General features: G+C 40.4%; 21 protein-coding genes and 1 tRNA gene. 8 read left to right on the top strand and 14 right to left on the bottom strand.

Going from position 1 to position 25,818, the window contains the following annotated elements:
• Positions 1-657 precede the first annotated feature (657 nt).
• The 9 genes from ACFFGT_RS10820 to ACFFGT_RS10780 form a co-directional block, all read right to left on the bottom strand.
• Entirely contained in the window at positions 658-1,590 is a 933-nt protein-coding gene (locus ACFFGT_RS10820; RefSeq protein ID WP_377022541.1) for a DUF5677 domain-containing protein, read from the bottom strand.
• 130 nt (positions 1,591-1,720) lie between these two features.
• Positions 1,721-3,259 (bottom strand): RNA/DNA-binding domain-containing protein, encoded by a 1,539-nt coding sequence (locus ACFFGT_RS10815; protein ID WP_377022540.1) that lies wholly within the window; start codon positions 3,257-3,259, stop codon positions 1,721-1,723.
• On the bottom strand, positions 3,259-4,017 hold the full coding sequence (locus tag ACFFGT_RS10810; RefSeq protein WP_377022539.1) for a DUF5131 family protein: 759 nt from the start codon (positions 4,015-4,017) through the stop codon (positions 3,259-3,261). Before ACFFGT_RS10810 ends, ACFFGT_RS10815 begins: the two co-directional genes overlap by 1 nt.
• Complete coding sequence (locus ACFFGT_RS10805; protein WP_377022538.1) at positions 4,010-4,924, bottom strand: hypothetical protein; 915 nt, start codon at positions 4,922-4,924, stop codon at positions 4,010-4,012. The genes ACFFGT_RS10810 and ACFFGT_RS10805 overlap by 8 nt, the downstream gene beginning before the upstream one ends.
• Entirely contained in the window at positions 4,924-6,756 is a 1,833-nt protein-coding gene (locus tag ACFFGT_RS10800; RefSeq protein WP_377022537.1) for an ATP-binding protein, read from the bottom strand. Before ACFFGT_RS10800 ends, ACFFGT_RS10805 begins: the two co-directional genes overlap by 1 nt.
• A 12-nt stretch (positions 6,757-6,768) precedes the next feature.
• Positions 6,769-8,079: a hypothetical protein gene (locus ACFFGT_RS10795; protein WP_377022536.1), complete on the bottom strand. Its 1,311-nt coding sequence runs from the start codon at positions 8,077-8,079 to the stop codon at positions 6,769-6,771.
• Positions 8,061-8,270 carry a helix-turn-helix transcriptional regulator gene (locus ACFFGT_RS10790; RefSeq protein WP_377022535.1) on the bottom strand — a complete coding sequence of 70 codons (210 nt, stop codon included), beginning with the start codon at positions 8,268-8,270 and terminating at the stop codon, positions 8,061-8,063. The genes ACFFGT_RS10795 and ACFFGT_RS10790 overlap by 19 nt, the downstream gene beginning before the upstream one ends.
• A gap of 147 nt (positions 8,271-8,417) precedes the next feature.
• On the bottom strand, positions 8,418-9,662 hold the full coding sequence (locus ACFFGT_RS10785) for a 5-methylcytosine restriction system specificity protein McrC (protein ID WP_377022534.1): 1,245 nt from the start codon (positions 9,660-9,662) through the stop codon (positions 8,418-8,420).
• Entirely contained in the window at positions 9,655-11,625 is a 1,971-nt protein-coding gene (locus tag ACFFGT_RS10780; RefSeq protein WP_377022533.1) for an McrB family protein, read from the bottom strand. The genes ACFFGT_RS10785 and ACFFGT_RS10780 overlap by 8 nt, the downstream gene beginning before the upstream one ends.
• A 304-nt stretch (positions 11,626-11,929) precedes the next feature.
• Between ACFFGT_RS10780 and ACFFGT_RS10775 the strand changes: the two genes are divergently transcribed.
• Positions 11,930-13,162 (top strand): RES family NAD+ phosphorylase, encoded by a 1,233-nt coding sequence (locus ACFFGT_RS10775; RefSeq protein WP_377022532.1) that lies wholly within the window; start codon positions 11,930-11,932, stop codon positions 13,160-13,162.
• A gap of 38 nt (positions 13,163-13,200) precedes the next feature.
• Here ACFFGT_RS10775 and ACFFGT_RS10770 read toward each other — a convergent pair whose 3' ends face one another.
• The 4 genes from ACFFGT_RS10770 to ACFFGT_RS10755 all read right to left on the bottom strand — a co-directional run bounded on the left by ACFFGT_RS10770 (position 13,201) and on the right by ACFFGT_RS10755 (position 18,334).
• Entirely contained in the window at positions 13,201-14,988 is a 1,788-nt protein-coding gene (locus tag ACFFGT_RS10770; RefSeq protein WP_377022531.1) for a DUF6119 family protein, read from the bottom strand.
• Positions 14,989-15,260: 272 nt separating this feature from the next.
• Positions 15,261-16,496 (bottom strand): site-specific integrase, encoded by a 1,236-nt coding sequence (locus tag ACFFGT_RS10765; protein WP_377022530.1) that lies wholly within the window; start codon positions 16,494-16,496, stop codon positions 15,261-15,263.
• Between the two features lie 340 nt (positions 16,497-16,836).
• The gene (locus ACFFGT_RS10760; RefSeq protein WP_377022529.1) at positions 16,837-18,078 is read right to left on the bottom strand and encodes a site-specific integrase; all 1,242 of its coding nucleotides are present in this window, start codon (positions 18,076-18,078) and stop codon (positions 16,837-16,839) included.
• A gap of 182 nt (positions 18,079-18,260) precedes the next feature.
• A tRNA-Ile gene (locus tag ACFFGT_RS10755) sits at positions 18,261-18,334 on the bottom strand.
• A 65-nt stretch (positions 18,335-18,399) separates the two neighbouring features.
• Here ACFFGT_RS10755 and ACFFGT_RS10750 point away from each other — a divergent pair.
• Positions 18,400-19,032 (top strand): HAD family hydrolase, encoded by a 633-nt coding sequence (locus ACFFGT_RS10750; protein WP_377022528.1) that lies wholly within the window; start codon positions 18,400-18,402, stop codon positions 19,030-19,032.
• A gap of 31 nt (positions 19,033-19,063) precedes the next feature.
• Here ACFFGT_RS10750 and ACFFGT_RS10745 read toward each other — a convergent pair whose 3' ends face one another.
• Positions 19,064-20,266, bottom strand: coding sequence for a proline dehydrogenase family protein (locus ACFFGT_RS10745; protein ID WP_377022527.1), 1,203 nt, complete (start codon positions 20,264-20,266; stop codon positions 19,064-19,066).
• A 58-nt stretch (positions 20,267-20,324) separates the two neighbouring features.
• On the opposite strand from ACFFGT_RS10745, the gene ACFFGT_RS10740 reads away from it, so the two are divergent.
• The 6 genes from ACFFGT_RS10740 (at position 20,325) to ACFFGT_RS10715 (ending at position 25,818) form a co-directional block, all read left to right on the top strand.
• Entirely contained in the window at positions 20,325-20,531 is a 207-nt protein-coding gene (locus tag ACFFGT_RS10740; protein ID WP_377022526.1) for an RNA-binding S4 domain-containing protein, read from the top strand.
• 2 nt (positions 20,532-20,533) lie between these two features.
• Positions 20,534-21,592, top strand: coding sequence for a 3-dehydroquinate synthase (aroB, locus tag ACFFGT_RS10735; RefSeq protein WP_377022525.1), 1,059 nt, complete (start codon positions 20,534-20,536; stop codon positions 21,590-21,592).
• Position 21,593: 1 nt separating this feature from the next.
• A complete protein-coding gene (locus ACFFGT_RS10730) occupies positions 21,594-22,520 on the top strand; it encodes a sterol desaturase family protein (protein WP_377022524.1) in 927 nt (308 codons plus the stop codon).
• A gap of 44 nt (positions 22,521-22,564) precedes the next feature.
• On the top strand, positions 22,565-23,422 hold the full coding sequence (locus ACFFGT_RS10725; RefSeq protein ID WP_377022523.1) for a PH domain-containing protein: 858 nt from the start codon (positions 22,565-22,567) through the stop codon (positions 23,420-23,422).
• 259 nt (positions 23,423-23,681) lie between these two features.
• Positions 23,682-24,590, top strand: a complete 909-nt coding sequence (locus tag ACFFGT_RS10720) for a prephenate dehydratase (protein ID WP_377022522.1) — start codon at positions 23,682-23,684, stop codon at positions 24,588-24,590.
• Between the two features lie 97 nt (positions 24,591-24,687).
• Positions 24,688-25,818 (top strand): chorismate mutase, encoded by a 1,131-nt coding sequence (locus tag ACFFGT_RS10715; protein WP_377022521.1) that lies wholly within the window; start codon positions 24,688-24,690, stop codon positions 25,816-25,818.

The raw sequence follows: 25,818 nt of genomic DNA, 5'->3' as shown, positions 1-25,818 counted from the left end.
AAATAAGAAGTTGAAAGGAACGAATTTTTATAATAATTACAACTAATTGACACATAGGTTTTATTATAAAAAATCAGATAACTAACAAGGCAAGGATTTTCAGTCCTTTGCTCGCTTCAATTTTATTTATCTGAAAATTGGATAGCGGTATTTCTTTTTGAGTAAATACAAAAGATTGACAAATAAAATTAGGAAGTCGCAGATATTATTCATAAATAATTGATTTACAAATACTTATTTATGTCTGATGTTTGCCTGAAAATCCTTGTGTCAGAAATCATTTTTTAAATTGTATAATTAACTGATAATCAAAAACTTTAAATTATTCTATTTCTTCTATTTTTCGACTACTTTTTCTACTCTCTTTTCAATTCAACAAATTTTCTTGTCGAATTGTGCCAAAAAAAATCTACTAATAGTATACACCGTTATTAGGGGTGTGTATTATTTGATGTTTGGTAGAACTAAAGCTGTTTAAGGTCAAATTTAGTTGCAGATTTACAATATCAGGACCTCAGAGATTGTACCACCTCTTACGGTCTTGAACAAATCCTCGGTTTGGGATCGGGGTTTTATTTGTTCTAATTCACTCTTGATAAATATCATTATCTCCTTAAATTATTAGATTTAAGCGTTCTTAATAAATCTTATTGGGAATTAACGCACTGGTCTAATAGGAACTTTGCGAATATGACCGCTCATTTGCATAATAAATCGCTGAACAAAAAAAGGTTGTTCGCTAAAAGCGCGTGCTGCGTTATGGTTGTCCGTGCATAAGTCATCGATTAGTAGAGACGTCAAAAGGATTGCCTGTCGCAGCAAAGGTTGCGCATACTCATCTTTTACCATCTTTCCACGCATCTGACGGAATTTGTCCACGCTAATATAATTGGAATGGGTATACATAGAAGAATATCGGTAAAGATTTAAAAACGCCTCAGTTCGTGTGATCATTTGCACCAACTCCGTAATTTTAAGCTGTCTAAGCTTAGATCCAGCCTGTAATTCATACCGCCAAATTGCTTTATGTTTAATCGGATTGAAGACTTTAGCCAATTCTTCAGGCGGTAAAGATTGACAAAAGCTATTTTGTATTAATCTTGTGGAGACATCCACTGTTTCCGAGAAATCATGTGCCAGGACATCTGCTGACTCTAATTTGACGTCTTCGCTAAGTTCGAACTTACGTTTATCATAAAGTCCGTCGAGCTTCCAAAGCAAAAAGCGAAATTCTTTTTCCGCTAAAGTATTAGGGGCAATAAACACCCAATGAAAGGCCATATAGGTTTCCATCATCGCCCGAAATAGTGCGTTGACGCTAAACACATCGTAACCTTTACCCATCCGCACCGTATCATCCATTTTGCGTTCTACAATACCCTGCGAAAGATGAAAAAAAGACAGCGAGTGAATCGCGAACTTATCAATCAATAAATTGGAATAATTTTGCCAACCCTCATAACCACTTTCTTTACGCGCTGAATAAATTACTGTCATCGGTCCCAACAATATTTGTTCATAAAAATTATCCGGATATTTCATGAAATATTCCGAGATTAATGCATCCGCTTCGGTTGGATTTTCAGTCATAACGATATATTAGAGCCGTTTTAGCCTTAAGCTTCGACTAAGTCTAGAGAGCAAATCAGAAACAATTTCATAAGTAAATATTTATTTCGATTGAAATTTACTAAGATCTAAAGATTTTCATTTTAATGTATTAAAATGAATTTTTCAAAGCAAGCCTGCCGGTTTCTGTGATAAAGTAGATGTATTCGGAACTTTTATATTTGGTGCGTATCAAAATTTGTGCTAATAAATAATCGATGTCATCTTTGTTTAACCCATCGACTGCTGAAAACAATTCAGCGTCACTCAGGGGTTCATCCATTAATTTTTCTAATAGCCTTTGCTGCATATTGGTTAAATGTATAGGGATGAATTCAGCAACATCTTTTTTACTTTCAACTGGTGTGTCGGGGTGAATATGAAAGACCACCAAAAAATGCGACCTTTCTGCATCTGTGGACAGTAATGGCCTAGGTGAGCCGTTATCGTACAAAGCATCTACAATAGTTGGTATTCCGGTTGCAAATTTTTCGGCAAGCTTGATATTTTTTAGCCAATCGCCCAATTTTACGTTCCGATAATTTCTGGCTGTGATTTTTAATGCTGCCAACGCGTTTTCATCTATCGGCGGCAGTGGCCCCGGATAACTTAATATCTCTATTCGGCGGCCATCGTTAGTGACAAATCCGGTTTGGTGCTTAGCTGGTTGCTTATATATTCTGATTTCATTCGGATTTTCGTTTTCATAACTTCTATGATAAAGCGCATTTACGATGGCCTCTTCTAACGCTGCATAAGGATAATTGTAAAATCTAATTGATTCTGCTCTCGAAGCATCCTTTTTTAAATATTGTTTGATCACCGCAGTATTTAAATACTCAAGGATATTTCGAATTTGAATATGTATAGGTCCTTTAAACTGTTTTTCCGAAATTTGAGTTCCAGCTTCGTCATCAAATTCGACCAAATTTGTTACGCAACCTGCAAAAAAAGTTTCAGGCTGTTTATTGAATAGTAGTAAGCCAACGTTAAGAGGCTTTAGATTTTCTTTCGGCCCTCGGATTATTTGCATTTTTAAGCACAAATCTTCCAAACTCATGCCGTGCGCTTCTGTAAACAATTGGCTATTAATATCCTGCAAATAAGCTAAGATTAATCCGATATCAATGTCCCCGATTGATGCTTTCAGATTGACCCTGTCGTCGAAATGTTTATGAACAGCTAATTCTCTCAACCTAATTTCCTGATCGCGGTTGGCTTCCTTGGTGATCGCGCCGTGCCTGACAAACATTTTCATTCGGGCATTTCTCCCCGCTGAATCAGCAGCATAATACGGACGCTGTTCTCCTGTAGTTACCCTTATGACAACTATCCATTTATCTTGAAAGTAGATTGGTTCTATTACAGGAAATAAATTTTCTTTAAGATCATCTTGACATAGTTTGAAGAATTCTCGTTGAATCGTATCTATTGCATTCTGGCTTAAACCAGTAGGTGGTAAAATTGGACTCCCATCTTTTTCTTCAATGCCGATAACGATAAATCCGCCACCATATTCGTCGATATCATTGGCGAACGCACATACTGATTTTAGAATGCTGTAAGGATTCCAGCCTTTTTTAAACTCGATCCTAACTGATTCAACGGTCCGGACGTTGATCAGGCCGTCAATGTCGATTGGTAATGCCATTAGTTTTGATTTGGATATGCTCTATAAACTTTGTTATCAATCATACAACCTCCCTTTGCATAAAAAGGATGATCTTTATGTGTGGAGGGATCGTATATATCAGGATTAAATTCTCGTTTTCCCCATTGTTTAAAAAAGAACGGCACATTATACTGCTTACAATTCTTTTGAATGCTTATAACCCATTCTTTTTCTACTTTCCTAGCTCTGCCGCCTGATTCACCGCCCACAAGCACCCAATCAATGCCCTCATAGTTTGAATAAATTATAGGGGCGATCAGCGGTTCGAATGATATGAATTTAGTTTTTGCCGGTGCTTGCTTTAACTGCTCGACCCGATTAATAAATTCACTGCTTTCTACTGATACGCCTAACCAAATATTCTCAGTCCAGTTCAATTGGCCTGCTAGTAATCTAATACGCTCGATTCTTTTGGTCAGCACTTGAAATGTGTGTATTGTAGCTTGGTTCATGATCTTAAACACCGCTGAAATATAACTGTCAGGCACCCTTTCATGAAACAAATCACTCATCGAATTAACGAAAACCAATTGTGGTTTTTTCCAACCAAGCGGATCTGTTAACCGGCTGGGTGACAAAGTAAGTTCGAAGTTATTGCGGTATTGTATGATACCGCGTTTATACTGCATATTGGCCCAGCGTTCAGCATAACAGTTTTTACAGCCGGCGGAGATCTTTGTGCATCCAGTGGTCGGATTCCAAGTCACCTCTGTCCATTCTATATTTGATCTATTCACGGCTCATTAAACTCGAAAGCTCATTAATACAATCTGCGGTTGCTGTCGGTTTTGATACTTTGTAGTAGCGCCGCAGCATACCGTGGAACCTCCCACCGAGCCAGGTCTCGTCTTTCAGATTTAGCCAAAAGGAATCCGAAGTTTCATTATGCGCTCTCAAAGCAGCGATTTTTACAGCTTTGTCGAGTTCAAAACTCATCTGATCCACATCCATGGGCAGTGGGTTGGAGCCAATATCTCGGTGCATAAATAGTCGTCTTAAAACATCTTCCCGCTTAAATCGCATAGAATGGAACTCACCATGCGTAATGACCAAATGTTTCGGTCGCAGCAAGACCAGCAACGTGGGTAGGGTCGGTAGCGTTGACCCGCAGGTATCCAAATCTATTAAGTCAATATTGACCCGGTTCACTTTCAAATCGGCGGCAGCAGATACGGCATCGCCTATAAATAAAAAGATCCTTTTATCATCTTTTTGATAAAGGTTCCAAACACAATCCTGCGTATCAGCCTTGATAAAAAAATGTTCCTGGGCCATTTTCTCAAATTGCTTGAGTTTTGATTTCATGAGCTCCGAAGCATATACCGTCTCAGCCCTAGCGATCCATTTAAACGTTTGATGTCCAGCACCGGCATAAGCGTCAAATACTATTTTGGGTTTGACCTGATCGGCGATTTTTGAGGTGAATTTTTCTTTTTCATCACGATAAGAGGCACCGAACAGATCGTGTTTAATCCTTAGTTTTCGCACCTTACTTCTTATGCCGGGCAGGGTTCTGTTGGGAAATAATTCCTGGAGTAATTTAGCATCAAATGATTCATTTTCAAGAAAAGTTAAAAGCATAGCTTCATCGCCCGCGCTCCAGGCGGTAGGTATCGTATTCGCTTTTCGTCTTTCAAGTATCATTATAAAATGGTTGTTTGGGCTTGTGTGACACCCGCTCTGAAAACTTCCATAGAAACATGTGGCACCGGTGGCGCTATGCTATGCACTCTCACCCAGTCAGGCGTCCCGTTAAAAGGGCTCTGTATCCAAAACTGCCCTTGGCTGAAACTATTGGCAACGTGGGCTAATTCTTTATCGAGAAAGGCGTACTGCGCATTTTTTGGATTGATCTTCATCACTACACGGGTAGGGCATTGCTCAGGTACAATAGGATGTAAATCTTGCGGATTTTGTGTACTCAAGACCAAATTCAGCCTGAACTTACGGCCTTCACGTGCTAGCCTTTCAAAGTTGGACCTCAACCTTGCGAATACTTCGGCACTGCTACTTGATCCGCCCGATTTATTGGCGGGTATGATTTGATGTGCTTCATCGAAAAAAACATAGGTATTTTGCATGGCCTTCTTTTTTCTATAAAGCCAGCTGACCAACTGCATTTCCCACATTAACCGTTCGTCTTGATTTAAATGGTCCAAATACAAAATTGTTGTACCGTCGAAATCGAAATCATCCAGTGGGTTTTGATCCGCCTGCAAACCGTTAATATCCATATCAAAGTACTCTTCCAGTCCGCGTAGTGCTCTCCTTGCGGCCTCAAATGTGCTCCGATAGTATGATACACCGTTTGTTGGAATAGTTATCTGTGGAGTAGTGTTCCTAGTTAACAACCTTGATATGCCTGTTTGAAGTCTTGATAACGACGCTGGTTCACCGCTTGATTTTAGCCCCTCTGCTAAATCCTCAATTAATAGCACGGCTTGGTCTGAACTTGTTCTAAACAAATATTCAGCATCTCTCGGCGAATCTAAATCTTGAAAACGTAAGCTGATCCGTCGAACATCAACCGATCTTTTTCTAGCCAAATCCACGATGGCATTAACTTCCGTTTCGGCATAAGAATCTTTTGTCCACGGCACGATCAAACGAAATTTCCCAAAAACACCCTTCGCTGCTTTATAATCATCCTCGCTAATTGAAGGTTGCCAACCAGAGGTTGGGATGTGGTTTACAAAATCCCAGAATAACAGTTGAGAAATGTCACCTTGTACATCAGTCATGATGATTTTATTTTTCGGATCGTGTTTTCTTATCTCATAAGCGAGGTTTTTTAAGAAAACAGTTTTTCCGGAGCCACTTTCGCCAACAATAAATATGTGTTTGTTATCTAATTTATCGATATCCCACATGTATTCTATAAAATCACCAGTATTCCAGCCATATGGCTTATTCCCGAAACCAATCATCCCCAGGTTAAGGCCCTGATCTTTAACCCTTAAAATATCTTTGAGCGTTGGTGAGGGGTCGTTGGGCGACCGTTCCAGCTTGGGAAAAAACAATCTGCTGTAACCTGAAGGTGGTCTTTGAATAGCGGACTCCGTAAATTCGCCTTGCTGATTATCGCGCTGTGAAAGTTCGCGGGTCAGGGCGACTTGAATCACCATGGGCTGGTGCGTATGAGGGCCGTTAATATTATCCAGCGGTATCGTCGGATCCATTAAGCTGTCTTGCTGGTATAACATGCTCGTACGTTCAGGGTTGAACGGAGAAACAGACTTGAGCCCGATGATCCTCCCCGCATACCAAAAGTCTTTATAATCATTTGAAGATAAGCCTTCGGTTTTCCGGTCTCTGATTAGAATAGACGCACCTAACGCTATCTGCGGCATTTTTTCCGGATCATTGATGATATATTCCGCTAAAGCGCCGTTTTCATCAATAGAAAAAGGCGTATTAATGTCATGATAGGGTTTAGCGACCTCCACGTTAATATCTATAGTTTTAGTTTCTTCCATGAATTCAAGTGTTTAAAATTCGATTAGCCCCAGATTCTTTTTTTCAAATGCCGCTTTCATTTGCTGATCAATGATCCAGTGTTCGTGATCTAAAGTACAGCGTTCGCCTGCCGCTTTGATCACGAGCGGTCTATCGCCGCCTAGTTCATATTGCCAAATGGCAGCAGAAATTGCAAATTCTATTCGTTCGGGGCTTTCATCCCACATAAATTTAGGTATCTCGATCCGGATAAAATTGTAGGGTTTGGTGCGTTTATGGTAATAACAGGTCAGTGGTTTTAAACCTTCTAAGCCCGGCTGTTTAATGATCGGCTCCCGGGTGATCTCGATGTATTCAATTAATGGCGTCCGAAATCCAGGCTTAAGTATTTTTTTTAAAAGCAGGGAATCGGTACCAAATGAATTGATAATGCCGACGGTAATATTTTGGTTAGGGAAATAATCTTCGATCAAATGCGGAAATTTGTTAAGCGCGTTAATCAGCACTCTGGACTCAGCGATCTTTGAAGACAAAGCGATATAGGTCTTTTTTTTATTGGACCAGGAGAAAAGCTTCTGAAGGCCGTTTTGAATATCGATCGGTTGGCTGCTGTTTGAAAACAATGCGCCGTCTTTGATACAAACCAAAGGGCTGTCATTATCGATCTCAATATCTTCAATGGATAACAGTTCCAGTGAGTGCTGAAATTTGACAGCCAGGCCTAATGACTGCGATCCAGGCGCCTTTTTAAATTTTTCGTAATTATATTTAAAGATGAACGGTCTGCCCTTGCATTTAGTTAAATGATCATAAATCGGGCTATCGGTTCTATTGATCAGTTCATTGTAGGTATGCAGGGTATATGCGCTATTAAATATATTATTATCTAACACCAATAATGCGGATGCATCCCGGTTCTTAGTGTAAAAATAGGGCTTCTCGAATCCTCGTGTGTATTTAAAATTAACGATGGATGATCTCGCCAAGATCATATGAAATGATGTTGTCAGCAACCTGCTATTTGATCCGCAGATACCGATAATGTTCAGGCCATCCAGTTGATCTTCGGTGGGCAGCAGCACTTCTTTAATTGGAGAGGTTTCCACCAGCTTGATCCGGTCATCAGCAATCGGCAAACCAATGTTTTCTTCTTCATCCTGTCCGTAAATATCCTGATCCAAGGATTTAAGCTCTCCGTCGGAAACCGAGGAAAATGCTAAATCAACCGGCCCTCTGGGTGGCAAAGCGTCATATTCCTGACCTTCGACCAAATTATCCAAAATTCCGTCAAAAGCGTTTAATATATCTTTTGGGGCTTTTTCCATCATTGTTTTGTTGGCCATAAAAGATCCCTTATATCCGTACCCAATACGTTTGCAACGTCAAGTAGCGTTTCTAAGGAAGGTTGCATGTCGTTATTGCACCAGCGGGAAACCGTCGTCGCATTCTTATTGGTTTTCTCCGCAAGCCATTTATTGGTCAAGCCCTTTTCCGCTAACACAACCCGAATTCTGTTAATTCCGTTTTTCGTCATATATATAGCCTAATACGCAAATTTATTGACTAAAATCGGTAAAAAATAATAGAATTACAATATTCTTCCAAAAAGCCTAAGACTTTTGAATATGAACTAATGTCTCTTCCCAATGTACTGTTTCCACGCGGATATTGTATTTACGTTTTATATGATGTCAATCATTGGCAGATCAATCCCCAATCTAAAAAAACGTTCGAACTGTTTAATGGGATGATCATACAAACTGCTAAAGTCTGAAGGTGTTTTTTTTGCATTTGGATAAACGATTAGGCAAGGCAATACCGTTTTTTGCCATTCCGATTCCGGTATTCGTAATTGGTTTAATAACCCCCGGTCTCGTGCGTAAGCGCTAAGTTGACGGATATCTTCGATATCGTAGCCGTTCTGATTATAAATATATTTATATTTTGCATCGATAATCATCTCTTCACCCTGGCTAGTGCGTAAAAAGTCAAGGTAGCCAAATTCGCCATCTGCCTGAAAAATCAATTCTCCTGGACCTAAATTATCTTGAAGTTTACTTAAGACGTAAAGCTCGAAAAGCTTAGACATATCGATCCAAAATGGCGGAACATCTGTATAATCATCCGAGCGCACAGCATTAAGCTGGTAACCGAACCGCTTCAATAACAGCCGTGCCAAAGCAATCGCTTCTGTATATTCTGCATAAAATGGATTCGGCCGGTAATGCTCAATATCCATAAACGCTACTTCAGTTCCCACGCGGTTAAAAGCGGGTGTTAAGAAGCGTAGTTTTTCGCCGAGCTGTAATACGCTAACGGACATTAATTGTGCATACCGCTGAATGAACCGCAGGGTTTTATTCAGGATACGGTTGGGCGGTGTGTCAATCCCAAATTCTTGATATTTGCATTCGGTTGTCAGGAAATCATTCCGATAATGATGCTGGCGGATGGTTTCAGAAACCAGTATACGGCCCTTTACTTTACCAGTCATACTTTCCGTTTTTTTATAATAACCTTTTTGCAGCCCTTTTTTTACGACCCGTTCGGTTGCCCGTAAAAACTGAACGATCAGCAAGGGGGTCAGCAGATCATCCTGTTGGCGAATACGGATCGGCTGTTTTTCAAATCGGATATCAAAAAGTTCTTCGATGTGCGGATGTACACCCGGATGAAAAAGACAGGTACGCAGCATGGTCATGTAATCCAGCTTACGGGTGGCATCCCGTTTGGGCCCGACAAAGATCGGACGGTCAATAGCGCTAAGATGATCTACACCGATAAAGTATCCGGTACACAATGCGCTCTGCTGAAAGTCAAGTTTTTCCACCAGCTTAGGCAAAGTCCGCTGTGCTATCATTAGCAGCTCATCAGGCGATAATTGTTCCGCACTGTGCTCAGAAGTATAGATTGTGGTATCAAACATCTAAAGAATTAATCGAAGTTTCCGCTGCGGGCAGCAAAATGCCGTCACGTAGGTATTCCAATAAAATGGGTTTGATCTCATAACGCCAGCGTAGTTTCATGCCCTGGTCGTGCCCCAAAAAATAACTATGACCAATGCGCACATCGCCTGGGTCAAATTCCTGGGAAGTGTAGGCATCAAAGATGGATTGAACATCATTGTACCACTGCCGGGCAAAAACAGAACTGATAGCGGCTGGGTCCGGTGGTACAGGGACAAAGGCAAAGCGCCTCCTGATCGCGTAATCGATATGCCCGATACTGCGGTCGGCAGTGTTCATGGTGCCAATGATGTAGAGATTCTCCGGCAGCATCAGCCCGTTATCCCCATTGTAAGCATACACGGTCTCTACGATTTTGCCCCGGTATTCCAGCGCATAAATGAGTTCTCCCAGTACACTGGAAAGATTGGCACGATTGATCTCATCAATGATCAGTATGTAGGCTTTGTCACTGTTTTCTGGTTTGGAAGCTTCGGCGGCCATTTTGGCGAGTACTCGGTTCTCCACCCGGTAGCTTAGTTTTTCGTTTTCCGTAACCGTCACGATTCCGCGGATAAAATCCTCATAGCTATAGGAAGGATGAAACTGAATCAGTTCGACTTCCGGAATCTGCTCGATATTCGGATCCGTATCAGGGATTAACTGCTCGTCAATCGCCTGAAGTAAGCCGACCGTAGCTGCTTCGGAGCCGGTCAGCCATTGCGCAATCTGGAGTGCTTTTCGGGTCTTGCCGGTCCCTGGTGGCCCAGTCAATATAATATTTTTTTGCTTGTTCAAACGATGATTCATGATTTTTCCTTGTTTTTGGCGGATAAGGTCGATGATTTGAAAGGTTTCGGGATAGACGCTGCGGAAACAAGCCAAAGTCTTTTCACTGGCTTCGTCGAAACCCACCCATTGACCCAAACGGGTGTCTTTAATGTTTCTGTCTTGTTTGACAAGCCAAAGAATTTGAATATGCTTGTCTTCGTGCCAGCCTCCATCAATGTACTTGTTATTCAATACTACACCGATTCCTCCTAAACGAACCGTACCCCGGCGAACCAAAACGATATCTCCACGGTCAAAATCGGCTAAAGGATATGAGCGGTGTCCCGTTTTACTTGCCGGACCACCTGTCCAAACGGCATTCTCTTCCACGAAATCAGTAAAAAAATCATCGCTTTCCTGGCCGTCAGCATTACTGCTGACCTGACAGAACTTAGGTTCAAGTACAAGCTTATCTGCTTCGGTCGTATTGATCAGCCAGTTCAAGAGGTTGATCTCATACATTTTGCAGCCGGGAAACTGTTTGTGCAGCAAATCGATAGCTGAGCGGTAGGCGCTTACACCTTCTGTGCTGATCTTTGCGACCGTCGCTTTCAGATTAACCAGGTCAGGCACCGGCAATGAATTCATCCGGGTATCCAAAGGAATATAATGCTGCGGATCAACCAAAAAGATGACTTGGGTCAATTTAACAACCGCAACGTTTTTCAGGTTAAGTACGTTGTTGAATACCGTTGCATCAATTTCTTCTTGGCGGCGAATTACGCTAAAAAGCTTCCATATGGCATCGCTTCCTACAACGGTACCGGCTTTATCGACATAACTACCCTGGTCATAAAACAGGCTTAGGGAATTGGGCTGCGGTGTCGGGAATATCAGGTCAGTCGGTATCGGCAGATCAATGTTAAATGCCTGCCTGGCACGTTCAAAATAAACATCTGACTGTTTGGTCGTATTCCGCTGCGCTAAAGCATACAAGTAAGAAAATGGATCAATGTAAGGAAACCGTAATATCGGATTGCCGGCTTCAAACGTTTGAACCGCTTTTTCAAACAGCAGCTCGTCCCGGTTGTCCAAGCCTTGTAAGGCGTCAATTTCCGTACATATGGCATTAAAAAAAGGAACCCAGTCGTAGTAATTGATTTGTTTATTCATTGCGTGATGAGGAGAGGTACACATTCAAACATACAAAAAAAACAACATAAGGATTCGCCGAATAATATTATATATATATTGCTTTCAATTGTTAGTAAACCATACCATGAAAAATCTTGATGATGACGATAGGATATGCTGTGACTGTATAGGCGATGTCTATCTACGGCAGGAAATCTTAAGCGGGGGCAAGAGACGCAAATGCGCCGTTTGCAACAACACTACGAGAACTTATTCGCTATCAGAATTGACTGACCGGGTACATGACGCATTTCTGGCCCACTATGAGCGAACCACTGATCAAATGACCGACTGGCAATATTACAAGCAATTCGTTGATAAAGAATCTGATTATAGCTGGGATCGTGAAGGACAAACCTTTGAGAAAATACTGAACGATGAACTCAGCTTCGATGTGACAGTAGCGGGTAATATCATTCAAAGACTACAGGCCAGGCATTATGACCAGGATCAGGCTGCGATGGGGGAAGAATCCGAGTTTGACGATGAGGCTAAATACGAACTCAAGGATATTGATGATGAAAAATGGGCGGATATCTGGCGTCGTTTTGGTGAAATCCTGAAAAATCGGTCCCGGTATTTCAGTCCAGAAGCAATCGACATCCTTGATTCGATATTTAAAGGCATTGATCTATTCCAGACCTGGCGTGGCAGAACAGTCATCGCAACCATTGGCCCTGGCAAGAAAATTGACAGTCTATACCGTGCGCGAGTGTTTCAGTCTCGGAAAAAATTACTCGAAGCCCTTTGCAGGCCAGATCTCGAAATTGGACCACCGCCGGCTGCTTATGCAATGAGCGGCCGCATGAATGCACGTGGAATAGCCGTGTTCTACGGCACTACCGAACCGCAGGTCGCCATGGCAGAAGTGCGACCTCCAGTAGGCAGCAATGTAGCTATTGCGCGATTCAAAATTGACCGGCATTTAAAGGTCCTCGATCTCCGAGCACTCAGCAACATCGTGATGGATGTTAGTATTTTTGATCCGCTCTATACTTATCAAATGGGTAAAGCCAAGTTCCTACGCAAACTTGGGGCAAGGATTACGGCCCCGGTCATGCCAGATGATGAGCTGTTCGATTATTTGCCCACCCAAGCCGTAGCAGATTATCTGGGAGCGCAGACAGGTATTATTTTAGACGGTATCATTTATCCTTCTGCCCAAGTCGCGGGTGAAGAAATTAATATAGTCCTTTTTCATAAAGCTGCACGTGTTAACGAATTAGTCCTCCCTGAGGCGATTGAGATTAATGCTACTGATGTCAATTATGACGATGATGGGCCTTACCTGCATTATCAAGTGACCGAACTCTTGACCCGCAGGAAAAAAGCATTAACTCCATTAATCGAGGATAACGAACCAATTGACGACAGATACCCTGCCTTGACAATCGATATAGAATCGCTCTGTGTCCACGCGGTTAATTCTGTTAACTATAACACGCAAGAGTATTATGTGAGCCGACAAAGAATCAAAAAGCCCGGCAAAATGAAACCGATAGATTTCGACTTTTAAAATAATTTAGCCGATCGAAAAGCAAATATTGTCAACATCTATCTAGTCAGCTGTAAAATTTGAAAATGCACTTCAAGATTACGCATTTTTTGCACCAATTCGTTAAGAGAAAATTTGGCAATATTTGAGTCAAAATCAGCCATGTTTTTTTCGAATGTCCTTGTAGTTACTGCTGTATCCAACACCGCTAGTACGAAGATGATTTTTCGGTCTGTAAATAGATTTATAAAATCAGCTCTGGTAATTTTCCCCAGCTCAGCTTTCGCCTTGATTATGTAAGCGGAAGTACCATTATTAGAATACAGCGCATCATATAAACTGCCCAAAAAATCAAATTTGCTCTTTTTATCTTCTAATACTTTTCTAGCTGCTATAGCGACTTGGCCGCATAAGTCTCGCATCGAATTATTAAACCCTTTTTTAACATGATACAAGTAGATATTGTTCTTATCCCATCTTAAAATGTCACAAACCTCAATATTCGATGGCGTAACTTTATCAAAGACCAAGGAATCTGTTTTTCCGATAAATGACGCATTAAAATCATTTTCCGAGGAAAAAGTGGTATCCCATTTGTGCATGGATGGACCTATATATTTTTTTTCCACGACAAAATTGGTACAAGTAACATTGATTTTGTCAATCATGGTTTTACTGATCTCATACCAATCTTTTTCAATTAGAAAATAACTTTTCAGCCCCTGTTTAATCTCAGTACAATAATGATGTCTGATAGTATCTTCTGTTAAAATAATGCCGTCTGCGTCGAAAGTCCGTATGATGCCGGTTTCCATGATAATTTCCAATTCGGCTTTTGTCAATTTGGAATTGACTGTTCTTATTTCGTCAAGTATTGTTTGTATCTCGCGGATGGGGGTATCATAAAATTGTTCGTGTAGTTTGCGGGATACCCGGAACGATAGTTTCGTCTGTTCCGACTGATAATATTTTTCAAACTCTTTATGGCTGATTTCTACGCTGAAAAATTCGGCTACTTTTTTGTAATTGGCAAACACCAGTTGATCTAAATCACTATCGAGGCTGTTGACGAGCGAGGTGTTCTTTCGATCGATCTTCACTACGGAGTTAATTTCAACGACAGGGGACATTTTTAATATCTTTTCACAAGATTGGATAATACGCAATAATTCTTTAAACGATACCGATTTCTTGATGGAAAATGAGTTTTTCGCGATACATAGATTATCAGATCTGAGATCAGTGATAGAAAAACCAAAAAGAGTTACCAGCTTTTGTTTATCCAGTAAGGCACGTAATTCATTGTAAACGGTGCCAAAGCTTTCATTATCATAGAAATTATATTCGTTTCTAAAAAACTTGATAGAGCCTTGTATACCGCCTGTAAAGCTCCTTTCTTTTATAGACCGTAAGGCCTTGTCTTCCGCTTTAACTATCCGTGATAGTATCTCAATGCCAAGATCGTTAGTAGCTACATCTTGAACATCAATATGGCCATATCCGCCTGTGGAGGTAAAATATTGTTTAGTAGTCTTATTGAATAATAGCAAGATATAACTTTCGGAATGTCCGTTTTGATGCTTAAGAATGTCTGCACTGGCATTAGCGATCGTGGCGATAAATTCTTTCCATTTGACAGGCGTTGTGTTACGCTTATAAAAAAGCTTCACATCGTAGTTTTGACTTAGATTATTCTTAAGCGGTTGCTCTTTATATTTTCGTGCTTTAAATATCTTTTTTAGGTGAGTCAAGTCAACAACCTGCGGTATGTATTTACGTGAGCTCTTAGTAAAAACATTTACCTCTTCTTTAAGTAGGTAAAAACTGTTTTGAATTTTTTCGGTCATGATGATAAGAGAGAGGTTTATTCCCATCTAATGTACAACATATTTACAAACTCATTTTGTCGACGACCCAAGAGGACGGCTTGTGGTGATTTGTTAAAGAAGACAGACTACTTTTTTGTGGTTGGTAATTAATGTGGGATCAAATTATTTCGATGGTATTTCAAAGTAAACTCAATAAAACAAAAACCACTTAGGATTTTCTTAAGTGGTTTATTATCGATTTAATAACGGAAGATTCGAACAAATGAGTTCTTGCGAGCCATGCAAAAACTTTATCCAAGTGTCTCTACCACTTTCTCCTGCACCTCATCCACAATCTTCCAATCCCTAGCAATGTAAATATCTGTAGTACGATGACCTTCATCAATATGATTGAGTGCCAACGCCACGTCGTCCATGCTCATACGACAATCGTTGCGAGCAGTGTTTGCAAAAGTATGTCTGGCCCAGTAAAATGTGATATCTTCTATTTTTGTAAGTTTGCGCAATTGTTGCATTCCGGCACTTAATGCTGTGTCTAGGCCATCGTAGTTTTTATATCTTTCGGCAAGGCTCCCTATGTACTTTCTTAAAATTGGTTTTGCCTCATCAATCAGTTTAATGCTGATAAAGGCGTCGTCTTTTCTCCGTGTACGTGTTTTAGCTCGGTTATATTCTATGCGACCTCGTTTAGTAATATTTTTTTGTCGTAAATAATAAAAATCTACAGCATTCATACCGCATAGATAAAAAGAGAGTATAAATAAGTCCCGTGCTAATTCAGCGCGACTGCCGGATTTAACTCGACAATCCCTAATCTGCTTAACCTGTTCAATCGTAATATTTCGTTTCTTAGTTAACGGAGCTGAGCCAATTTTGTATCTCTTAAAAGGATAATGCTTGACCCGGTATAATCCAAGATCTTCATTATTGAAATGCGTACAAGCCGCATTAAATAATGTACGTAAATCGCGCATATGATTGTGTACTCCGCTTTCTGACAAACCCTTCTCTTGAGTTTTAACTTCCTTTCCGAATTGGTTTTTACGTAGGATGGTTCTTTCAGATCTTAAAAACCGTGCATAAGAAAAAAGCGTTTTTGAAGTTATCTCATTAATTGAAACTGAATCACTTCCGAAGAAATCGATCAAACTGTTACGGACGGTTCTATGTGTATTTGCTGTACCTTTTCTATTTTCCCTTTTAAGTTGCTCAATGTGATTTGTACAGAATTTAATAAAGTCTATTTCCTTTTCTTCCAAGTACTTTAATAAGTCATCGCACGAAAAGAACTGGGTCTTATAGTCCAATTGACTGATCGTTGCTCGGTATTTGTCCAAGGAAATTTCGATAATACCATTCAGGAACTTGTCCGTGATTTTATATTTCCTATCTAATTGCCTTTTAGATACATAGTGAACGGTATCTATATACCTTCTGACACGTTTATGGTAAAGACAAATCTTAACATTGAATGTACCATCTAATTTTTGGTGATGCGCAAATACTTTGGCACTAACGGTAGCCATTAATTTTTAATTTATGCGACACATGCAGTTGCAAAAATGCATTAAGTCGAATGCAATAAAGACACCAAAAATTCATTACACGGACGAACGTCGGTAATGCTATTGACTGGTTACCATTGAAGTCAGAAATAAGAAGGTGTTTTCTCGGATTGAACCACCTTTTTAAATCCAACACTAATTTACGAAGATGTCTTTGTTTTTACAAAATCTAATGACAGAATAATCCTCGCATTTATAATAAATTCAAATTGCACAATAAATCAGTTAAGTTTATTGTGCAATTTCGATTATCGAACATAATTTAAATAAGGGTTGCGATTCAATAGATGTTAACTTATATTCAGCATTTTTCCTTAAGCATATTAACTACCTTCTCCTGAACCTCATCCACAATTTTCCAATCTTTAGCAATATAAATATCTGTGGTACGATGTCCTTCATCTATATGATTAAGTGCTAACGCTACATCATCCTTACTCATTCTGCATGCATTTCGCGCTGTATTGGCAAAGGTGTGTCTGGCCCAATAAAAGGTGATGGCGTCTACCTCAGTTATTTCACGGAGCTTTTGCATTCCTGCACTTAATGCTGTATCTAAACCATCATAGGTTTTGTACCGTTCAGGTAGTTTTCCTATATACTTAGCCAAAATTGGTTTTGCGTCATCAATAAGTTTTATACTTATAAATGCTTTGTCTTTTCTCCGACTTTTGGTTTTTGCGCGATTATAATCTATCCGGTCGTGTTTAATATCTTTTTCATGCAAATGATAAAAATCGACGGCATTCATTCCACATAGATAAAAAGACAGCATAAATAAATCCTTAGCTAACTCTGCCCGGCTGCCGGATTGAACCTGGCTGTCTCTTATTAGTTTGACTTGTTCGATGGTAATGTTACGTTTCTTGGTCAAAGGGGCAGAACCTATTTTATATTTCTTAAAAGGATAGTGCTTGATCTTATAAAGCCCGAGGTCTTCGTTGTTATAATGACGGCAGGCTGCATTAAAAAGGGTGCGCAAATCGCGCATGTGATTGTGAAGTCCGCTATCGGACAAACCGTTCTCAACCGTATTTATTTCCTTGCCGAATTGATTAATGCGGGTTATTTTTCTTTCAGATCGCAGATACCGCTCGTAAGAATAAAGCATATTGGAATGAATTTCATTAATGGAAACTGACTCTCTTCCGAAATAGTCGATCAGGCTGTTGCGGATTACTCTGTGGGTATTAGCAGTTCCGCCGCGGTTTTCCTTTCTTAGCTGGTCGATGTGTTCGCCGCAGAATTTAATGAAGTCGATTTCCGTGTCATCTAAATACTCCAATAATGATTCACAGGTAAAAAAATCAATTTTACTCCCTAACAAGCTGATCATCTCCCGGTACTTGTCTAAGGAATCTTCAACAGCTCTATTAAGTATCCTGTCCTTAATATTGAAGTTTCCATCCAACTGCCTTTTACTCACAAAATGTGAGGTGTCCAAATACCTGCGAAGGCCCTTGTGATAAAGGCAAATTTTAACATTAAACGTACCATCCATTTTCTGATGGTGTTCGAATACTTTGGCGCTAATTGTAGCCATCGATTTACAATTTGTGCTACGCGGGCTGTAACACAGTTGTAACACACCCGAGTGCAATTCAACAAAAAAACGTGTAAATCCTGTTACAAAAGTGTTACAGCAACAGTGCGGCGAAGGATCCTATTTCGCGTTTAGAGACAAAAAAAGGCCGTTTCTGATGCAGAAACGGCCTTTTTTAGAAGTGCGCCCACCTGGGCTCGAACCAGGGACCAAAAGATTATGAGTCTTCTACTCTAACCGACTGAGCTATAGGCGCGGTTATTTTGTTTTTGTTTGCGGGTGCAATTTTACATATTTGCGGCCATATCTCAAACTCTTTTTATGGAAAATATTAAAAATATCATCTTCGATTACGGTAACGTTATTTTCAGCCTCAGCTTTGCAAGGGTACAACAAGCATGGAATCAGTTAGGTATAAGCAACCCTGAAACGTTTTTCGGACACAAAACCCAGGATGAAATTTTTGACAAATTTGACCGCGGCGAGGTTACAGCGGCCCGCTTCAGGGAGTACGTAAGGGAAAAAACAAACAATCCTTCCCTTACCGATGACCAGATCGATGCTGCATGGAACAGTATTTTGGTTGGTATTGCCGAGGGTAACCATGAATTGCTGTTAAAGCTAAAAGATAAATACCGCACCTTTTTGCTGAGTAACATCAATGCTATCCATTATGATTATATCATGAATTATCTTAAAACCGATTTCGGTTTTGATGGCAACGATCACCTGTTCGAAAAAACATATTATTCGCACCTTACCGGTAAACGCAAACCCGAACCGGCCATTTTTGAACAGGTGTTAAAGGAGAATAATTTAAAGCCCGAGGAGACTTTATTTATTGATGATAGTCCGCAGCATTTGGAGGCTGCTAAAAAACTGGGCATCCAAACTTTTTTGATGACAGCGCCGGACACCATACAGCTATTTGCAAAAAGGGAGCATTTAATTTAATAAATGCTCCCTTTTTTCTGGTCTTTATGAGTTAAGCGCTTCGGCGCTTTCTTTCTTTCGTTATTAAGCTTAGCTCACGGCTCATTTGCCCGGCTATAGCCGTATTTTCCTGTGCTCTACGGAACAGATATGGCAACACAGCCTTAACCGGCCCGTAAGGCACGTATTTAGCTACATTATAATCAGCATCGGCCAGGTTAAAGCTCAGGTTATCACTCATGCCCAGTAATTGGGAAAAATAAACATGAGGGTGCTTATGATCAATATTTTTGTTATCCAGCAACTCGGCCAGCAGGCGGCAGCTTTCTTCATTATGTGTGCCCGCTATAAAAGCTATCTGCTCAATATGACTTGTACAATAATCAAGCGCCGAATCATAATCAAGGTCGGCCGATTTTTTATCGGGCTGAATTGGGGAAGGGTATCCTTTTTCTTCAGCGCGCTTACGCTCTTTTTCCATGTAAGCACCGCGTACAATTTTTGCACCCAGTATAAACCCTTCGCTTTGGCCAATAGTGTGGTCATTTAATAACGATGCCAGTTTATCATGCCTGTACATCTGGTAGGTATTATATACTATAGGCTTTTGCTTATTAAACCTGGTCATCATGGTGAGCGCCAAAAGGTCAATAGTATCCTGGATCCAGCTTTCCTCAGCATCTATCATTACAGGCACATTGTTTTTATAGGCCTTGTCGCAAATGGCCAGCACACGGTTTTGTACCCTTCTCCACTCCTCTTCCTCGGTATCGTTTAATTTAAGGCGGGCGTCAAGCTTTTCCAGCAAGCCAAAACGGCCTACGCCAGTCACTTTAAATACGGTAAGCGGAATGGCTTTATCTTTGGCGGCACGCTCAATGGTACAGATGATCTCGTCGCGGGTATTATCAAATACAGTTTCTTCTTCTTCACCCTCTACCGAATAATCCAATATAGTGCCTACCCTACCGCTGTAAAGATTTTTAATGGTATTATCACATTCGGCAATGGTTTCGCCGCCGCAAAAATGTTTAAATATGGTAGCTTTGATGATACTCTTTATAGGTAAACCGATCTTCATAGCAAAATTGGTAACCGGCGGGCCTATCTTTACTAAAAAGTTAACATTGATCATCCTGAACAGCCAGTAAGCCCGGTTCAGATCTGCGTTGGATGAATGGCGAAAAGCTATTTCTGTATTTTCAAACGAGGGCGTATTTCGCCCTTGATTATTGTTAGTTTCAAAAGAGGTCATCTGCAAAATTATAAAATGATAACTCATAATTGCATGAATAGTTTAATTTTGCCATCCCATGATCGAATTTAAGTTAGAAGGGGATTTTATCCCAATGATCCAGCTACTCAAAGCTGCGAACTTAGTGCAAACCGGCGGCGAAGCGCAAATAGTTGTAACTGAGGGCCTCGTGAAGTACAATGGCTCGGTTGATTACCGTAAACGTCTCAAAGTAAAAAGAGGTGATACAGTTGAGTTCGATGGAAATAAAATTATAGTAATATAATAATGAACACTATTCAAAGCGATAATTACGCGGTTTATTTTGATAACAGTCTTGATGAGTTAGTTGATTTTATTAAAAAAGGTAACTACTCAAAGTTTTTTATTTTAACCGACGAAAATACAGGCGAACATTGCCTGCCCTTGCTTACAAGCAAACTTACAGACTTTAATAATTACGACCTGATCGAGATCTCATCGGGCGAGGAAAGCAAAAACATCGATTTTTGTGTAGGTGTTTGGAAAATGCTGATTGATTTTGGCGCCGATCGTAAAAGCCTCATGATTAATTTAGGTGGCGGTGTTATTACAGATATGGGCGGCTTTGCGGCTTCTACCTATAAAAGAGGGATAGATTTTGTACAGGTGCCTACTACCCTCCTTTCGCAGGTTGATGCATCGGTTGGTGGCAAAACAGGTATTGACGTAGATGGCATCAAAAACATCATCGGTACATTCACTATGCCCAAAGCGGTATTTATAGCCCACGAGTTTTTACAAAGCCTTCCGCCACGCCAGATCCTTTCAGGCCTGGCCGAGATGCTTAAACATGGTTTGATTGTTGATGCCGGTTACTGGAATAAGCTTAAAAACAGCGACCTGAAAAATCCAACTATTGAGCTTGTTCACCGTTCGGTAGAGATCAAGAATGAAATCACCATCGAGGATCCGCACGAGAAAGGAATCCGCAAGGCGCTCAATTTTGGGCATACTATCGGTCACGCTGTTGAAACTTATTCGTTACTGCATGATAAAGATAGCCTTTCGCATGGTGAAGCGGTAGCTATCGGCATGATCTGTGAATCATACCTCGCCCATAAAAAAACAGGACTGTCTTCAGACGAACTTCATGAAATTGTTAAGGTATTGACCGATCTTTATCCAAAATATACAATTAAGGAAGAAAGCTTTGACGAGTTGTTCCTGAATATGAAAAAGGATAAAAAGAACGTGGGCGATGAAATTAATTGCACCTTATTAACACATATAGGTAAGTTTAGTATTGATAATGTGTGTACTGCCGACGAACTTTGTGAAAGTTTGAGATATTACATTAACCTGTAACATGCTGCAACAGTTAGATCCGCGAAATAAGGCTGCCCTTGTATTAATGGGCTTACTGGTTGTTTTAACCCTGGTTGAAATGGCCTTGAGCTATTGGGAAGACCGTAAGTATTATGAAACCCGCGATACGCTAACCAATATCTACCTTACCTCGCTGGCTGTTGTTATCAACCTTTGTGTTAAGGTATTTACATTTTTCATACTTGATTATACCTACCAGCATTACCGGATCTTTCAAATCCAGAACATTTTTTGGTATTGGTTTGTATTGGTAGTAGTTCAGGATTTTTTATACTGGGTGCTGCATTATACAGGGCATTATTGCCGCATGTTTTGGGCTATGCACGTTACCCACCACTCGTCTGAGCATTTTAACTTTACAACCGGTTTCCGCTCTACAGTTTTTGAACCGCTTTACAGGGTGTTCTTTTACCTGCCACTGGCCGTAATGGGCTTTACAGCTTTGGATATTTTATATGCTTATTTAATAACCCAGCTTTACGGTAACCTGGTACATACACAGTATAAAATTCCGCTGCCTAAATGGTACGGATGGATCTTTGTAACACCTGCGCATCACCGGGTACATCATGCCTCAAACATTCCTTATCTTGATAAAAACATGGGCATGATGCTCATTATCTGGGATAGGTTGTTTGGCACATTCCGTGATGAGGATTTGCCGGAACCTGTTAAATATGGCTTAACAAAACAGCCTGAAGATATGGGGCCGGTCAATGTTTTATTCCATGAATGGAAAGCTTTACTGCATGATGCAAAAAATGCGCCCGACTTCAAATCGAAAATTGGTTACTTTATTCATCCGCCGGGATGGAGCCATGATGGCAGCACGCAAACCGCACGCGTATTGCAACGAGAATATAAGGAAATGGAAGAGGCACATAAAAAGCACGAAACTGCCGCCTAACAATATTATATTTGTCGGCGGCTTTTTTAACCTTGCCTAAACCCATGCTACAATTAATATCCAAACTTCAGCACAACACTTACGAAAAAGGCGAGTTTTCTGACGAGCAGCCGCGTGATTTGGATGAAACTATTCAGCTTATAAAAGATTTCCCCTGGGATGCTGAAAGAACGTTGACTGATATCCAGTTAACAGGTCCTTCAATTACTATTCAGGACGCTGACCTGAACTACCTTAAACTGGGGCTCTATTTTAATGGCAAGTTTTGTATTTATTATCTCGATAGGGATAATCACTTATATGAGTATCATGCAAAAACCATTGACGAAGCCTGCGATTTAGTTGCAGATTTTTTTAATCAAACGCTCGATTTAAGTTTGTTTGAAAAACATTTTTTTAATATTGGTAATAAACCTCACTTTATAACTAACGATTTTATATACCGGTTTAACTCCGTCAAGGTATTCGCGATAGGATTATTGGTTTCAGTTTACTTGTTGTTTCTTTTCAGCACGCTTTTTTTTACGGCTATTGGAAAAGAAAAATCTATGCCTGTGGGCCTAATTTTAACGCTGGTCATAACAGTGGGAATATTAATTGGCTATATTGCTGCAACAACTATGAAGGGAAGGCATCAATATTTACAGATATCAAAGGGAAAAGCCCAATTTTCATATGGATACGACGAAGAGCATATTGTTGTATATGATAAAGCAGATATAAAAGAAATTTCCTATGCTCTTGGCAGTAAAGGATCAGTAGGTAATATTAAAATAATATTTAAGAATGGTGAATTTATTCAACCTGCTAATTTACTTGACGGAATGACACTGCTCGAAAAATTCCCAAAAACGCCTAAAATTGTTACGAAACAAAGGTTTGCGTCTTTTGGCGGAAGGTAAAAACGGCCATCTATCCAAATTTAATTTGGTTGACCCAACTTATTTTATAAAAAATAAAATTTTCTATTGACAAACTCTTTTTTTACCGTACATTTACGTCGTAATAAAAAACAACGAATGAAATTAACAGGTGCATACTTCTTTGGTTACTACTTTTACTTTAACAGTGAGAGCCGGGACTAATATGTACTAAACAAACATATAAAGAAACTAAAAAGTCCCGGCCCATCAGCCGGGACTTTTTGCTTTAAGCAGGTTTATGAAAATAGAAATACCAAAAGTTGCAATTCAGGGTATCCGCGCCTCTTTTCACGAAGAAGCCGCATTGAAATACTTCGGCGAAAACACCGAGACCATTGAATGCAACTCTTTTAAACAAACATTTGAAAGTTTAAAAAACCGTGAGGCCGATTACGTGGTAATGGCTATCGAAAACAGCATTGCCGGCAGCATCCTGCCAAACTACACCTTGCTGCTTGATTATGGCTTCCCGGTGGTTGGTGAAATTTATCTGCCTATCCAGCTGCACCTGATGGCTTTGCCCGGGGTGAAATTCGAGGACATTAAATATGTAACCTCCCACCCTATTGCCTTACGCCAGTGTGTTGATTTTTTCGACGAATATCCGCACCTTAAAATTGTGGAAAGCAGCGATACCGCCGCCTGTGCCAAACGCATCAGGGACGAGCAACTGACCGATACTGTAGCTATTGCCAATGCTTTAGCAGCTAAACTTTATGGCCTGGATGTTTTGGAACGCCGCATTGAATCGAACAAAAGAAACTTTACCCGTTTCCTGATTCTTACGCACCATGATAATATCGAGAAAAAACCTGCTAATAAAGCCTCATTATGTTTCCAGGTGAGTAACAAAGTTGGTGCATTGGCTAAAGTGCTTAACATTTTTGCCGAAGAAGGTATAAATATGAGCAAAATTCAGTCGATGCCGATTTTGGGTAAACGCAACGAGTATAATTTTTATGTAGATGTAGAATGGGAAGAGCAAAAGCAATATGATGCTTCCATAAGGCAGATTCTTAAGTACACCCATAATTTCAATATCCTTGGTGAGTACGAAAGACATGATGATGAACACCCGGTTACGCCCAAACCTCATCGCGCCGAGCGCAGTATCCGCAAGTATATCAACATCAGGCGTAACGCATAAGCTAAAGGCGACAGATCAAACAGAAACCAAAAAAAATTAACATAATTAAAATTATTAACTAACATTCCCGGTTACCACCGGACAAACAACAAAAAAGATGAAACTAAATTTAAACATACAGCCGCTTAACACCTGGATCAAAACAGGTAAGGAACCCCTGGTTATTTCAGGTCCTTGCAGCGCTGAAACCGAAGAACAATTAGTAGCTACAGCTCATTTATTAGCCCAAACAGGTAAAATTTCAGCGCTGCGTGCAGGCATCTGGAAACCACGTACCCGTCCGGGTGAGTTTGAAGGTATCGGCAGCATTGGTTTGGAGTGGTTAAAACGCGCCAAAGAAGAAACCGGCTTGCCTACCGCTGTTGAAGTTGCAACAGCAAAACACGTTGAAGAAGCTTTAAAAGCAGGTGTTGATATCCTTTGGGTAGGTGCACGTTCAACAGCTAACCCTTTTACCGTTCAGGAAATTGCCGACGCTTTGAAAGGTGTTGATGTGCCTGTAATGGTTAAAAACCCGGTAAATCCTGATCTTTCATTATGGGTAGGTGCTTTAGAGCGTATCAACAATGCAGGGATCACTAAATTAGCAGCCATTCACCGCGGCTTCTCATCTTACGAAAAATCTGCTTTCCGTAACGAGCCGATGTGGGATGTTGCTATCGCTTTAAAAACATTAGCTCCGGAGTTGCCTATCATCAATGATCCAAGCCATATCACCGGTAACCGCGACCTGATCGGCTACATTTCACAAAAAGCGTTAGATCTTGATATGCAAGGCTTAATGATCGAATCACACATCGATCCGAGCGTGGCCTGGACAGATGCTAAACAACAGGTTACCCCTGCTGCCCTTGCCGATATCATTGACCACTTAACTTTACGCAAACCGGAAGTTAGAAATGCTGAAGTAAACGATAAACTGACCGAACTGCGTAACCAGATCGATAAAATCGACGACCTGGTGATCCAGAAAATTGCTGAACGTATGCAGATTGCTGAAAAGATAGGTCAGTACAAAAAAGATAATAACATTACCATTTTGCAAGTTGGCCGTTGGGATGAAATCCTTCAAAAACGTACAACCTATGGTAAAGCATTAAAATTAAGTGCTGAGTTTACCGAAAAATTGCTTGAGCTGGTTCACAACGAATCTATCCGCAGGCAAACAGAAGTAATGAACGCAGACGCAGCTCAGGGCCAGGCAGCAGAAAAACTTACACACGCCTAA

The organism is Mucilaginibacter angelicae (genome assembly GCF_042434235.1).
GTDB lineage: Bacteria > Bacteroidota > Bacteroidia > Sphingobacteriales > Sphingobacteriaceae > Mucilaginibacter > Mucilaginibacter angelicae.
Note: the sequence above shows the minus strand (reverse complement) of the source record. Positions and strands in the feature narration are given on the sequence as shown.